Origin of the sequence: Nitrosococcus halophilus Nc 4 (assembly GCF_000024725.1) — a bacterium.
Lineage (GTDB): Bacteria > Pseudomonadota > Gammaproteobacteria > Nitrosococcales > Nitrosococcaceae > Nitrosococcus > Nitrosococcus halophilus.
The window spans coordinates 4,066,014-4,079,427 of the sequence record NC_013960.1 but is presented as its reverse complement, the minus strand read 5'-3'; the positions used below and the strand labels follow the sequence as shown (position 1 = coordinate 4,079,427).

At 50.6% G+C, this 13,414-nt stretch carries 15 protein-coding genes; all 15 read left to right on the top strand.

Going from position 1 to position 13,414, the window contains the following annotated elements:
- Window positions 1–50: 50 nt before the first annotated feature.
- The 15 genes from rpmH to atpG all read left to right on the top strand — a co-directional run bounded on the left by rpmH (window position 51) and on the right by atpG (window position 13,365).
- Window positions 51–185 (top strand): 50S ribosomal protein L34, encoded by a 135-nt coding sequence (rpmH, locus tag NHAL_RS20770; RefSeq protein ID WP_013034820.1) that lies wholly within the window; start codon window positions 51–53, stop codon window positions 183–185.
- A 29-nt stretch (window positions 186–214) separates the two neighbouring features.
- Window positions 215–574, top strand: coding sequence for a ribonuclease P protein component (gene rnpA, locus NHAL_RS19210; protein WP_013034819.1), 360 nt, complete (start codon window positions 215–217; stop codon window positions 572–574).
- A gap of 177 nt (window positions 575–751) precedes the next feature.
- Window positions 752–2,416: a membrane protein insertase YidC gene (gene yidC, locus NHAL_RS19205; protein ID WP_013034818.1), complete on the top strand. Its 1,665-nt coding sequence runs from the start codon at window positions 752–754 to the stop codon at window positions 2,414–2,416.
- Window positions 2,380–3,756: a tRNA uridine-5-carboxymethylaminomethyl(34) synthesis GTPase MnmE gene (mnmE, locus tag NHAL_RS19200; protein WP_013034817.1), complete on the top strand. Its 1,377-nt coding sequence runs from the start codon at window positions 2,380–2,382 to the stop codon at window positions 3,754–3,756. Before yidC ends, mnmE begins: the two co-directional genes overlap by 37 nt.
- Window positions 3,757–3,759: 3 nt before the next feature.
- Window positions 3,760–5,649 carry a tRNA uridine-5-carboxymethylaminomethyl(34) synthesis enzyme MnmG gene (gene mnmG / locus NHAL_RS19195; protein ID WP_013034816.1) on the top strand — a complete coding sequence of 630 codons (1,890 nt, stop codon included), beginning with the start codon at window positions 3,760–3,762 and terminating at the stop codon, window positions 5,647–5,649.
- A 65-nt stretch (window positions 5,650–5,714) separates the two neighbouring features.
- Complete coding sequence (gene rsmG / locus NHAL_RS19190) at window positions 5,715–6,350, top strand: 16S rRNA (guanine(527)-N(7))-methyltransferase RsmG (RefSeq protein WP_013034815.1); 636 nt, start codon at window positions 5,715–5,717, stop codon at window positions 6,348–6,350.
- A gap of 1 nt (window position 6,351) precedes the next feature.
- Window positions 6,352–7,146: a ParA family protein gene (locus NHAL_RS19185; protein ID WP_013034814.1), complete on the top strand. Its 795-nt coding sequence runs from the start codon at window positions 6,352–6,354 to the stop codon at window positions 7,144–7,146.
- 7 nt (window positions 7,147–7,153) lie between these two features.
- A complete protein-coding gene (locus NHAL_RS19180) occupies window positions 7,154–8,023 on the top strand; it encodes a ParB/RepB/Spo0J family partition protein (protein ID WP_013034813.1) in 870 nt (289 codons plus the stop codon).
- Between the two features lie 232 nt (window positions 8,024–8,255).
- Window positions 8,256–8,627, top strand: coding sequence for an ATP synthase subunit I (locus NHAL_RS19175; protein ID WP_013034812.1), 372 nt, complete (start codon window positions 8,256–8,258; stop codon window positions 8,625–8,627).
- Between the two features lie 63 nt (window positions 8,628–8,690).
- Window positions 8,691–9,494: a F0F1 ATP synthase subunit A gene (atpB, locus tag NHAL_RS19170; RefSeq protein ID WP_013034811.1), complete on the top strand. Its 804-nt coding sequence runs from the start codon at window positions 8,691–8,693 to the stop codon at window positions 9,492–9,494.
- Between the two features lie 61 nt (window positions 9,495–9,555).
- Window positions 9,556–9,840, top strand: a complete 285-nt coding sequence (gene atpE, locus NHAL_RS19165) for a F0F1 ATP synthase subunit C (protein ID WP_013034810.1) — start codon at window positions 9,556–9,558, stop codon at window positions 9,838–9,840.
- A gap of 49 nt (window positions 9,841–9,889) precedes the next feature.
- Window positions 9,890–10,360, top strand: a complete 471-nt coding sequence (locus NHAL_RS19160; protein ID WP_013034809.1) for a F0F1 ATP synthase subunit B — start codon at window positions 9,890–9,892, stop codon at window positions 10,358–10,360.
- A 15-nt stretch (window positions 10,361–10,375) separates the two neighbouring features.
- Entirely contained in the window at window positions 10,376–10,912 is a 537-nt protein-coding gene (locus tag NHAL_RS19155; RefSeq protein ID WP_013034808.1) for a F0F1 ATP synthase subunit delta, read from the top strand.
- 26 nt (window positions 10,913–10,938) lie between these two features.
- A complete protein-coding gene (gene atpA / locus NHAL_RS19150; RefSeq protein ID WP_013034807.1) occupies window positions 10,939–12,486 on the top strand; it encodes a F0F1 ATP synthase subunit alpha in 1,548 nt (515 codons plus the stop codon).
- A gap of 15 nt (window positions 12,487–12,501) precedes the next feature.
- Window positions 12,502–13,365, top strand: a complete 864-nt coding sequence (atpG, locus tag NHAL_RS19145) for a F0F1 ATP synthase subunit gamma (RefSeq protein WP_013034806.1) — start codon at window positions 12,502–12,504, stop codon at window positions 13,363–13,365.
- Window positions 13,366–13,414 lie beyond the last annotated feature (49 nt).

Here is a 13,414-nt window from a genome sequence, read left to right as displayed (position 1 = left end):
TTTCGCACGGGTATCTAGCCAGTTATGGCTGTTAAATAGGTTCAACAAAGATGAAGCGTACCTTCCAACCTAAAAACTTAAAGCGTAAACGCACCCACGGGTTTCGTGCTCGGATGCGGACCCAGGGCGGTCGCGCTGTGATCAATAGGCGCCGCGCTAAGGGGCGGAAGCGCCTTAGTGCTTAAAACTCAATTCAAATAGACTTTGTCTCAGCATGAAACAATTCGGGTTCACTCGCTCGATGCGGCTGGTGGACCCAGGCGACTTCAAGCAAGTGTTTGCGGCTGGGAAGCGGGCTAGCGGCAAAGCGTTTACTGTACTTTATCGCTCTAATAGCTTAGATCATCCCCGTCTAGGGATGGCTATCCCCCGCAAACACTTTTCCCGAGCAGTTGATAGAAATCGGATAAAGCGCCTGATTAGAGAGAGCTTCCGTCAATGGCAACGAGTATTGGGTGGGCGGGATCTGGTGGTGTTGTCTAGGCCAGGTATTAACCAGCGTTCAAATTCGGATCTGCTCCGTTGCCTAGAGGGCCAATGGATGCGCCTAATCGAGCGGCGTAATGATTCCTAAATCTTTTTCCTGCAATGTTATGGCTGTTCTATAGGCTGTCATGAAGCAAATAGGCTGCCAATTTTAGTCGTTCTGTTTAATTCATTGAGGTTATCTGCGATAGAGGCTGAATAATCGCTATCGCTGGCATTTAGGGGATATTGTTCTCCATGCCGGAAACCCAACGGAAAAGGTGTCATGGAAAACTATCGGTTGTTTCTATTCTCTGCTTTGATTCTAGTATTGTTTTTGATGTGGGATGCTTGGCAAACGGATTATGGCCCCATCCCGCTTATGCCCCCGCCGCCGCAACAACCCTCGGCTAGTTTGAAAGATTCTTCTCCGGCTCTGCCAGAGGAGGTTCCAGATGCGCAGCTACCTGAGGGGGTTCCCGGTACGACGCCGCCCGAAATGGCGGATATGGATACGACCCCCATCCAGCCAGGGCAAACTATCGAGGTAAAAACGGATCTCCTCACCGTCAAGATTGAAATGGCTAGCGGCGATCTGTATGAAGTACAGCTATTGGATTATCCGGTTTCCCTCAAAAAACCCAACGAGCCGGTGTCTTTATTGCATCAAGCCGATCCTGATCTTTTTGTTACTCAATCAGGATTACGAGCGGTTTCGGGCCCTTCTGTCACCCATGAAACAGCGCAATTTTCAGCGTCCAAGGCCTATTATGAATTGGTACCGGGTGAGGACAGCTTGGTTGTTCCCCTCACTTGGGAGGATGAGAACGGGATTAAGGTGACGAAGACCTACATATTCCATAGGGATAGCTATGAGGTTGATCTAAAACTCAAGATCGAAAATGGAACAGATCAAGTTTGGACGGGACGGCCCTATGCTCAATTTATCCGTACTCCTCCTAAGTCTGACAGTTTCTTTGTCCGCTCCTATATAGGTGCGGTTTTTTCCACAGAAGAGAATGAGTACCAGAAAGTTGATTTTGGTGACTTAGCTTCACAATCCTTTGAGCGCCACAGCTCGGGGGGATGGGCAGCCATGCTCCAACACTACTTCGTGGCCGCCTGGATCCCTCGGGAGGAGGGAAGCAATTATTATTACGGTAAGCATGTGCGAGGCTCCCGCTATATTGCCGGGGTAATGCCTTCCCAGCAGACGGTGGCTCCAGGGGAGAACGGAGAGTTCAATTTGAGTTTGTTTGCGGGTCCCAAGATTCAGGACCGGCTGGCAGCTACAGCCCCAAAACTTAACCTAACCGTAGATTATGGCAAATTGACCATCCTTGCTGAGCCCCTCTTCTGGCTGATGAGCTGGTTCCATAGTTTGGTGGGCAACTGGGGATGGGCTATCGTGCTGTTGACCGTGGTGGTCAAGCTGATTTTCTTCAAGCTTTCCCAGACCAGTTACCGCTCTATGGCCCGCATGCGCAAATTACAGCCTCAGCTTCTTGCTCTCAAGGAACGGCATGGGGATGATCGACACAAAATGGGTCAAGCCATGATGGAGCTATATAGGAAGGAGAAGGTCAATCCTATGGGGGGATGTCTTCCTATCTTGGTGCAGATCCCCGTATTTATTGCGCTCTATTGGATGTTAATAGAATCGGTTGAATTACGGCATGCGCCATTTGTTTTCTGGATTCAGGACCTCACTGCGAAAGATCCTTATTATATCTTGCCCCTATTAATGGGGGTAAGCATGTTTGTCCAGCAGAAGCTGAGTCCAGCACCAACCGACCCTATACAGGCGAAGGTTATCTCTTTGATGCCGGTGATGTTTACTATCTTCTTTGTTCTGTTTCCGGCGGGATTGGTCCTGTATTGGGTGGTCAATAATATCCTTTCCATTGCCCAGCAATGGTACATTACTCGCCAGATCGAAAAGGAGGGCTGAGCGATACCATCGCTGCGATAGCCACCCCACCCGGTCGAGGTGGCATTGGGGTGGTTCGCGTTTCAGGCCCGCTTTGCCGTCAAGTGGCAAAACACATTACGGGGCGGCTTCCTCCGCCCCGTTACGCTGCTTTCTCTCGTTTTCGCGATGGCGAGGGAGAGACCATCGATCGGGGGCTCGCTCTCTATTTTCCTAGCCCACACTCTTTTACCGGTGAAGATGTACTGGAGTTGCAGGGGCACGGAGGGCCTGTCGTGATGGACTGGCTTTTGAGCTGTGTTCTCCAGTTAGGCGTTCGTTTAGCGCGTCCTGGTGAGTTTAGTGAGCGGGCCTTTCTTAATAATAAAATTGATTTAGCCCAGGCTGAGGCGATTGCCGATCTTATTGAAAGTGCCTCTGAGCAGGCTGCCCGCAGTGCCCTACGTTCTCTCCACGGTGAATTTTCAGCCCAGATCCAGGATTTGCGAGATCAGTTAATCGAACTACGCTGTTTGGTAGAGGCGGATATTGATTTTAGCGATGAGGATATTGATTTTATTGAACAAGGGGCAGTGGCAGAGCGTTTACAAGAACTCCAATCCATATTAAGGAGAATCCATCGCAGCGCCCGGCAGGGGGCTTTACTTCGGGAAGGAATAAGGGTGGTGCTGGTAGGCCGGCCCAACGTCGGTAAATCCAGCCTGCACAATCGCTTGGCGGGATTTGAAGCTGCCATTGTTACGGATGTCCCTGGAACTACCCGGGATCTTTTGCGCGAGCATATTACTATCGACGGTTTGCCTATACGCCTTTCTGACACTGCGGGGCTTCATGATTCCATGGATATCATCGAACAGGAAGGAATGCGTCGTACCCGTGAAGAGTTTACTAACGCTGACCATGTGTTGCTGATTGCCGATGATCAGGTGGGTTTAACGGAATTAGAGCAATCGATTCTCGGTGAATTACCTGATAATGTGTCCCATACCCTCATACTGAACAAGATTGATCTGAGTGGCGCGTCAGCAGAGCGCAGAGAAGATTCTCAGAGGGTAGTGCTCCGGCTTTCCGTGCTAACCGGCGCCGGCATGGATTTGCTCCTACAGCGGCTCAAAGAGTGTGCGGGCTTTGATGGGGAAGGGGAAGGATACTTCTTAGCCCGGCGACGTCATTTAGAAGCTTTGCAGCGGGCGGGAGCCGCTGTGGCGGCGGCGGGGGAGATCCTCAAGGAGGAAGGGCCTGAAGAAATGCTTGCCGAAGAGCTGCGTCAGGCTCAAAATGCCTTGGCAGAAATTACGGGCGAGTACCGTTCGGATGATTTATTGGGTGAGATATTCTCAACTTTTTGTATCGGCAAATAGTCCATGAGTTCTTCTTATCAATATGAGGTCATTGTTGTGGGAGGTGGCCATGCGGGCACTGAAGCCGCTTTGGCCGCTGCCCGGCAAGGTGCGCGAACATTGCTACTGACCCACAATCTTGAAACTCTGGGTCAGATGAGCTGTAACCCCGCTATCGGTGGCATTGGTAAAGGGCACCTTGTTAAAGAGATTGATGCTTTGGGCGGGTTAATGGCGCAGGCGGCGGATCGGGCTGGAATTCATTTTCGGGTGCTGAATGCTCGCAAGGGTCCGGCTGTCCGAGCTACTCGGGCCCAGGCAGATCGGGCCTTATACAAGGCGGTGGTGCGCAAATCCCTAGAACAACAGCCTCATCTATCCCTTTTCCAGCAGGCAGTCGCCGACCTCCTAGTGGAAGGGGAGCGGGTGATTGGGGTAAAGACTCAACTGGGGCTTACCTTTTATGCTCCGGCAGTTATCCTTACCGTGGGGACTTTTTTGGGGGGACGCATTCATGTGGGATTAACTCATCATGAAGGGGGGCGAGCGGGTGATCCTCCAGCCAACGCTCTGGCTTGTCGGTTGCGGGAACTTCCCTTCCGGGTTGCTCGTTTAAAGACCGGGACTCCTCCCCGTATCGATGGGCGCAGTATTGACTATTCTCAACTGGAGGTACAACCTGGGGATAAACCGGTACCAGTATTTTCTTTCCTGGGTTCAGCGCAGGATCATCCATCCCAGGTACACTGCCATATTACTCGGACTACTCCCCAGACCCATGAAATTATCCATGCCAATCTGGATCGATCTCCCATGTATAGCGGGGAGATTGAAGGGATGGGGCCTCGTTATTGCCCCTCCATTGAGGATAAGGTGGTTCGTTTTTCTGATAAAGAATCCCATCAGATTTTTATTGAACCTGAAGGATTGGAAACCTTCGAGGTCTACCCTAATGGCATCTCCACTAGCTTGCCCTTTGATGTTCAGGAAGCGCTCGTGCGTTCTATTCCAGGATTTGAGCAGGCCCATATTACCCGTCCAGGCTATGCTATTGAGTATGATTTCTTCGACCCCCGGGATCTAAAGCCTTCCTTGGAAACTTCTTTTCTGCAAGGGCTCTATTTTGCTGGCCAAATCAATGGGACCACAGGTTATGAAGAGGCAGGGGCCCAAGGGTTGATTGCGGGGCTTAATGCTGGCCTTCAAATCCGAGATCAAGCGCCCTGGTGTCCACGAAGGGATGAGGCCTATGTGGGGGTGCTCATCGATGACCTGATCACCTGCGGAACTAGCGAGCCTTATCGGATGTTTACCAGCCGCGCCGAGTATCGCCTGCTGTTGCGCGAAGACAACGCCGATCTGCGTCTGACTCCCAAAGGGCAGGCATTAGGGGTGGTAGACGAGACTCGTTGGAGGCAATTTAATGCCAAGTGGGAAGCAATTGAAAGGGAAAACCAGCGGCTCTCCCAGCAACGAATTGGACCGGATCAGGTTGCCCAGGAAGAGGCAACTACCCTCTTGGGTGAGCCCCTACGCCGTGAGTACCGCCTTATTGAGCTGTTGCGGCGGCCACAAATCAGTTATGAAAAGCTGATGCGTTTGATTGGCGAGCCGGTAGCAGTAGACTTAGTCGTGGCGGAACAAATTGCTATTCAAGCCAAATATGCGGGTTATATCGAACGCCAACAACAGGAGATCAATCGCCAGCAGCGCCATGAAGGCCTACGCCTCCCTTTAGATTTGAATTACCATCAGGTTAAGGGGCTTTCCGCTGAGGTCCAGGAGAAACTGGCACGGGTGCGGCCAGCCACCTTGGGGCAAGCAGCGCGGATACCGGGAGTGACTCCTGCTGCGGTGTCACTTTTATTAGTTTACTTAAAGCGTGCCCGTGTCTTAGAAGAGGCGGAGGTTTAGGTCTTATTGCTAACAAATTTTTTCCCGTTAATGTCCCAATCTAGAGAAAAATAAGCTTAGCTTTAATGGGAACAGATATTCTTGAGAAAGGGTTGTTAATCTTAGGGTTCAAGCTGGAGCAGAGGCAAGTAGGGGGATTGCTGGCCTATGTCCGGTTGTTGGAGAAGTGGAACCAGCGTTATAACCTAACGGCTATTAGAAATCCTGCAGAAATGATTTCAAAGCACTTGTTTGATAGCCTTAGTATTGGGCCCTCTTTGGGAGAGGGCCGAATCCTAGATGTGGGTAGCGGCGCGGGATTGCCGGGTATTCCTCTAGCGATAGCCTATCCTGAGCGTGAATTCGCCTTACTTGATAAGAGCGCTAAAAAAACTCGATTTCTCATTCAAGCATCCATTGAATTAGGATTATCGAATGTCTCGGTCGTTTGTGAGCGGGTTGAGGCCTACCATCCCCCTGACCTGTTTGATGTTGTCGTGACCCGAGCTTTTGCCAAATTGGCTGATTTTGTAGTTCAGGCAGGACATTTATGCAAACCATCGGGGTATTTGCTGGCGATGAAAGGGGCGTTCCCGGAAGAGGAACTTAAGGCATTGCCCGCAACCTTTGAAATTGTAGACGTCTGTGCTTTATCGGTACCGGGGCTTAATGCTCAACGCCATTTGGTAAAGTTAAGACCGAGCAGGGCAGGAGATCATTGAGATGGGCCGTATTATTGCCATTACTAACCAGAAGGGGGGGGTGGGCAAGACAACCACCAGCGTCAATCTAGCCGCTTCGCTTGCTGCCCATAAACGCGGCGTCTTGCTGATTGATATGGATCCCCAAGGGAATGCCACCACTGGCAGTGGTATCGATAAATCCTCCTTATCAGCGACTACCTATGATGTCCTATTGGAAGACTTTGCTCCCCATGATGCCCTGATTAAACTTGAGGAGTCGGGCTATACTGTATTGCCCGCCAACGGCGATTTGACAGCCGCTGAGGTGGAATTGCTTTCAGCATCAAAACGGGAATCTCGATTGCGGTTAGCCCTTGAAAAAATTCGTTATGACTACGACGAGATCCTTGTTGATTGCCCGCCCGCCCTCAATATGCTGACAATCAATGCCTTAACCGCAGCCGATGGGGTGATTATTCCAATCCAGTGTGAATATTATGCCCTTGAAGGCTTATCGGCTTTGCTGAATACCATTGAAGGGATTCAGCAAAGACTCAATCCTGAATTGCATATTGCCGGCTTGCTTCGAACGATGTTCGATCCGCGCAATAATCTTGCCAATGAAGTGTCCAATCAGCTGGTAAGTCATTTTGGGCAACAAGTCTACAGCACCATTATCCCGCGTAATGTTCGTTTAGCGGAAGCGCCAAGTTATGGTAAACCGGTTATGCTGTATGATCGTGCTTCCCGCGGCTCTGTTGCTTATTTGGTCCTGGCAAAAGAGGTACTCATGCGAGAGGTGAGAGAAGAACCCTTACAGGCGGAGGTGAGGTAATTCCACGATGGCAGTAAAAAAACGGGGATTGGGACGGGGTTTAGATGCCTTATTGGGTGCTGCTGACTTGCCTATCGATATCGGTGAAAGTAAGGCCAAAGAGGAATTGCGGCGCCTTCCCCTGGATCAGATCCGGCTTGGAAAGTATCAGCCGCGGATGGAAATATGTCCTACGGCCCTAGAAGAGTTGGCTGACTCTATTCGTGCTCAAGGAATAGTTCAGCCCATTGTCGTGCGTCCAGGAGGGAGTGGCACCTTCGAACTCATTGCTGGTGAGCGCCGCTGGCGGGCAGCGCAGATGGTAGGCCTTGATGAAATTCCGGCCGTAGTACGGGATGTGCCTGATCAAACTGCTGTGGCAATGGCGTTGATTGAAAATATTCAACGAGAGGATCTCAATCCCATTGAAGAGGCGAATGCCTTGCAACGGTTGATTAATGAATTCGGTATAACTCACCAAGAAGCTTCCCAGGCAGTGGGTCGTTCCCGGGCTGCAGTATCTAACTTGCTACGCCTCTTGACACTAGAAAATGAAGTCAAGCACTTGGTGGAGAAAGGGGATCTCGAGATGGGACATGCACGTGCCCTGCTCGCGCTTAGCGACGAAGTTCAGCGGAAAGCAGCACGTACGGTTGCCCAGCAAGGATTATCAGTGCGGGAAACAGAGCGTCTCGTAAAGCGCTTGCAGCAAGCACCCCCCCCCCGGCGTTCTAAAGAAAAATCGTTAGATCCTGATATTCGTCGGTTGCAAGAGGAACTGGCCGAGCGGTTAGGTGCAGTGGTTCGTCTTCAGCACCATCCTAGTGGCAGCGGTAAACTTTTGATTCATTACCATAGTGTCGATGAGTTAGATGGCATATTGGCCCATATCAAGTGATCTTTTGAGTGCGGGATTGTTTTAACAAGGAAAAATAAGTTAGGATAGCTGCCCTAAAACAAAACCTCAACCAATAAAGTAAAGAGAGGTTGCGCGGTTATCATTGACCCTGGCGCTTCCAGTCATTATACTGCGCGCCCCGTAACGGGCGGCAGAAAATAATCAACACTAACGACATCTTGATGAAGAAGCTGGCACCTCAGTTTTGCTGGATTTGTAGAAGATACAGGTTATGAGCTATGCAGCGAAAGTGCTGCGCGCGACTTTGCGCAGACTGCTGGTTGTTCAGCTGTTTTTAGTACTCCCGGTAGTACTGGCTTATGCTGCTATTAAGGGTGGCGAAAGTGCGCTGGCAGCGGGATATGGTGGGGGTATTGCCTTAATCAATACCGCCATCATGGCCTGGCGAGTAAGTCGGACTAACAGCAAGCGAGCTTTAGCTGAACTCTACATCGGAGCGAGCATTCGCTTTGGGGGAACTTTGCTTTTGATGGCAATTGGTATGGGAGTGTTGAAGTTAGATCCGTTAGCGTTATTGCTTGGCTTTGCTGCGGCCCAGTTAGGCTACCTGTTTAATCGCGTACCTATGAATACGCCCCATTAGCATTTTGGGATAGCAAAGAATATTTGTAATAACTCGTTATAACCAACCAGTGGGAAGAAAAAGTTGAGCGCCGAAAGCAACCCCGTAGAATACATCAACCACCATCTCACGAATTTGTGTATTGGCCAATGCGAGAGCATGGGATTCTGGAGCTTAAAGCTCGATACCCTATTTATCAGCCTCGGCTTGGCAGCGCTGCTAGTCTACGCCAGCTACCGTGTCGGCCGTAATCTCAATTTGTCGGAACCTAGCGGTATGCAGAATGTGCTAGAGGCCGTTGTTGAGTTTGTGGATCAGCAGGTTAAGGATATTTTCCCGGGGCGTAACCCACTCATAGGACCGCTTGCCATTACCATTTTCCTATGGGTGATTTTGATGAACGCCATGGATTTAATTCCCGTGGATTTACTGCCTAAGCTTGCTGAGGTAATGGGGATCCATAGCCTTAAAGTGGTGCCAACCACTGAGCTTGATACCACCTTTGCCTTGGCATTGACGGTATTTGCCCTCATTGTTTATTACAACATCAAAATTAAGGGTCCGTTCGGCTACCTCAAGCAATTCCTTTTTCATCCATTTGGTAAGTATTTGGTCCCTGTTAACATCGTCATGACGACCATTGAAGAGGTCGCCAAACCTGTCTCTCTTGGCTTGCGCTTGTTTGGCAATATGTTTGCTGGCGAGCTTATTTTTCTGCTCATCGCCCTATTGTCCTTGGCGGGTTTTGGAGCGGCCTGGTTGCCGCAGATCATGCTGGATACCCTGTGGGCTATTTTCCATATTCTGGTGATCACGTTGCAGGCGTTTATTTTTATGTTGCTTACCATTGTTTACCTGGGAATGGCCCATACCGAGGAAGAACATTAATCAACACCAGTTTTTCTAAATAAACATTTTTTCATCTTATTTCATTACGAGGAGAAATTTCATGAATCCTGAATTGCTTGTTTCTATTTATGCCTCTACTGCGATTGGTGTGGGAATCATCCTTGCTGCTGCCGGTCTTGGCTCCGCACTGGGTTGGGGGCTTATTTGCTCCAAGTATATTGAAGGCATCGCTCGGCAGCCTGAAATGCGCCCACAGTTGATGGGGCAAATGTTGTTTACAGGCGGTCTGATGGAAGCTTTTCCCATGATTGTTCTGGGTATGTCCATGTGGTTTGTTTTTGCCAATCCCTTCACCGGTGCTGCTCAGGCGGCTCTTGGGGGTTAAGTTAATAAAATAGATCAGCCACAACTATACGAAGTAGAGGAGTGCCGCCATGAATGTAACTGCTACGCTCATCGGCCAGATGGTGGCCTTCGGGATTCTAATCTGGTTTGTCAACCGCTACCTTTGGGGGCCTTTGACACGCCTGATGGAAGAACGGAAGAAGCGGGTTGCTGACGGCTTGGCTGCGGCCGAGCGCGGCAAGCATGAGCAGGAGTTGGCAGAAAAACGCGCCAAGGAGACCCTGCACGAGGCCAAAGAAAAGGCTGCCGAGATTATCTCTCAGGCCCAGAAACGCGCCAATGAAATTGTTGAGGAAGCTAAGGAATCTGCTCACGCTGAGGGAGAACGGTTAAAGGCCGCGGCCAACGCCGAGATCCAGCAGGAGATGAATCGTGCCCGTGAGGATTTGCGAGGCCAAGTGGTGTCGATTGCCGTCGCCGGGGCTAGCAAGATTCTCAAACGGGAACTCGACGAAGAGGCAAACCAAGCCTTGGTAAAAGAGTTGGTGGGCCAGATTTAAGGATCTTATAAGTTAATGGCTGAAAAGATAACGATTGCTCGACCGTATGCCAATGCGGTGTTTGAGCTAGCCCAGGCACAGGGGAACTACGATCAATGGTCGGGTGCGCTAAATGCATTTGCGGACCTAGCTAGAGACCCGGAAATACAGATTTTGATCGACGATCCGCGCTACACTTCCGATCAGCTCATTGAGTTGTTTGTTGAAATCGGAGGCGATACGGTCACTGACGCCGCTAAAAACTTTCTCAAAGTATTAGCCGACAATGATCGCCTGTCCGTGCTTCCGGAAATTGCTACCTTGTTTGAGCAGCTGCGGGCTGAAACCGAAGAAACAATAGAAGCCGAGATTATCTCGGCTAAGCCGCTGACCGAAGATCAATTGAATGAAATTGCGACCGCCCTCAAACGTCGGCTAGGACGTGAGGTGACCTTTTCCTGTAAAACCGATGAATCCCTGCTAGGTGGCGTTGTTATCCGCGCCGGCGATTTGGTTATTGACGGTTCTGCTATTGGGAAACTTAATCAGTTGGCCACCTCGTTGCTGCACTAGAGCGGGCCGAATAAGAGGACATAGCCATGCAACTGCAACTCAACGCTGCAGAAATTAGCGAACTTATTAGAAAACGTATTGAAGGATTCGAAGCCAAGGTAGAAGCCCGTACGGAAGGTACGGTGGTCAGTGTGACTGACGGTATTGTCCGTGTTCATGGGCTTGCCGACGTTATGTTTGGTGAAATGATTGAATTCCCGGGCAACACCTACGGTCTTGCCATGAACCTAGAGCGGGATTCAGTCGGTGCCGTAGTACTTGGCCCTTACCAACATATCTCTGAAGGTGATCGAGTCAAGTGTACTGGCCGGATCTTGGAAGTGCCGGTTGGAGAAGCATTACTCGGTCGGGTGGTCGATTCTTTGGGTATTCCCATTGATGGGGGGGGACCTATTGAGGCAGAAGCAACCTCCCCAATTGAAAAGGTGGCACCCGGCGTTATTACCCGCCAGTCGGTTTCGCAACCGGTGCAAACGGGTTTGAAAGCCATTGACTCCATGGTGCCCATTGGTCGGGGTCAGCGGGAGCTGATCATTGGGGATCGGCAAACGGGAAAGACAGCGGTCGCCGTAGATACCATCATCAATCAAAGAGGCACCGGTATTAAGTGTATCTATGTAGCCATCGGCCAAAAGGCTTCCTCCGTTGCGGGTGTGGTGCGCAAACTGGAAGAACATGGAGCCCTAGAACATACTATTATCGTTGCCGCAAATGCTTCTGAATCGGCTGCGCTGCAATTTATTGCGCCCTATGCCGGTTGTGCCATGGGTGAATATTTCCGTGATCGGGGAGAGGATGCCCTGATTATTTATGACGACCTTACCAAACAGGCCTGGGCCTATCGGCAGGTCTCCTTGTTGCTCCGTCGCCCACCGGGGCGCGAGGCGTTTCCTGGCGACGTCTTTTACCTCCATTCCCGCTTATTGGAGCGGGCTGCCCGGGTTAATGCCGAGCAAGTGGAAAAATTAACTGATGGCGAGGTTAAAGGGAAGACCGGTTCTTTGACCGCCTTACCTATTATTGAGACTCAGGCGGGGGACGTCTCCGCTTTTATCCCCACTAACGTTATTTCTATTACGGACGGCCAGATTTTCTTGGAAACGGATCTATTTAACGCCGGTATCCGTCCAGCTATAAATGCGGGCCTTTCGGTGTCACGGGTGGGGGGATCAGCCCAGACTAAGATCATCAAAAAGCTAGGGGGCGGGGTTCGCCTAGATCTTGCTCAGTATCGGGAGCTTGCGGCCTTTGCCCAGTTTGCTTCCGATTTGGACGAGGCAACCCGGAAGCAGCTTGAGCGTGGTCAGCGGGTGACGGAGCTCATGAAGCAAACACAATACTCGCCAATGAGCGTGGGTCAAATGGCGGTGTCATTGTTCGCTGCTAATGAGGGCTTCTTGGATGATATTGAGGTCGAGAAGATCCAGGACTTCGAAGCCGCTTTACAGGGCTATATGAAATCCAGCCATCCAGAGCTCCTGGACAAGATCACCCAAACGGGTGATTACGGTGACGAAATTGCAGCAGAGATTAGAGCTGCCATTGAGAACTTCAAAACCACTAGCACGTGGTAAGCGGGAGCATCATCCATGGCAAGTGGTAAAGAAATACGCGGTAAGATTGGCAGTGTTAAGAATACGCAAAAGATTACCCGCGCGATGGAAATGGTGGCGGCGAGTAAAATGCGTAAGGCCCAAGATCGGATGAGGGCTTCCCGCCCCTATGCGGATAAAGTCCGCAATGTAATCCGTCACTTGGCCCAGGCTCATCCAGAATATCAACATCCCTATCTGATTAGTCGTGAGGTCAAGAAGGTCGGTTTCATTATTGTCTCTAGCGATAGAGGGCTATGTGGTGGTCTGAATACCAATTTGTTCAGAAGCCTTTTGCGGACCATGCGGGAATGGGATGGAAAAGGCGTGCCCATCGAACTTTGCACTATTGGCCAAAAGGCAAGTGTCTTCTTTCGCCGATTTGGCGGCAAGATTGTGGCTCAGGCGACCCATCTTGGAGATAGCCCCCATGTGGAGGATTTGATTGGGACCGTTAAGGTGATGCTTGATGATTACCAAGAGGGGAATATTGATCGCCTCTACTTGGTATTTAATGAATTCGTCAACACCATGACCCAGCGCCCAGGGATCGAGCAGTTGTTGCCTATTGATGCCGGAGAGATGGATGAAAAGCTAGAGCATCATTGGGATTATCTCTATGAGCCGGAAGCGAAGGAAGTTCTGGACCAATTACTCGTTCGATATATTGAATCATTGGTCTATCAGGGTGTGGTAGAGAATATCGCTTGTGAACAGGCTGCCCGAATGGTTGCTATGAAAGCCGCTTCGGACAATGCTGGGAGCCTGATTAATGATCTCCAGTTGGCCTACAACAAGGCCAGGCAGGCGGCAATTACCCAGGAACTATCAGAGATCGTGGGCGGCGCCGCTGCTCTTTAGATCCTGTCCCTGGTTCCAGGCCTAAGGGCAAGCGGGTAACAGAGACACA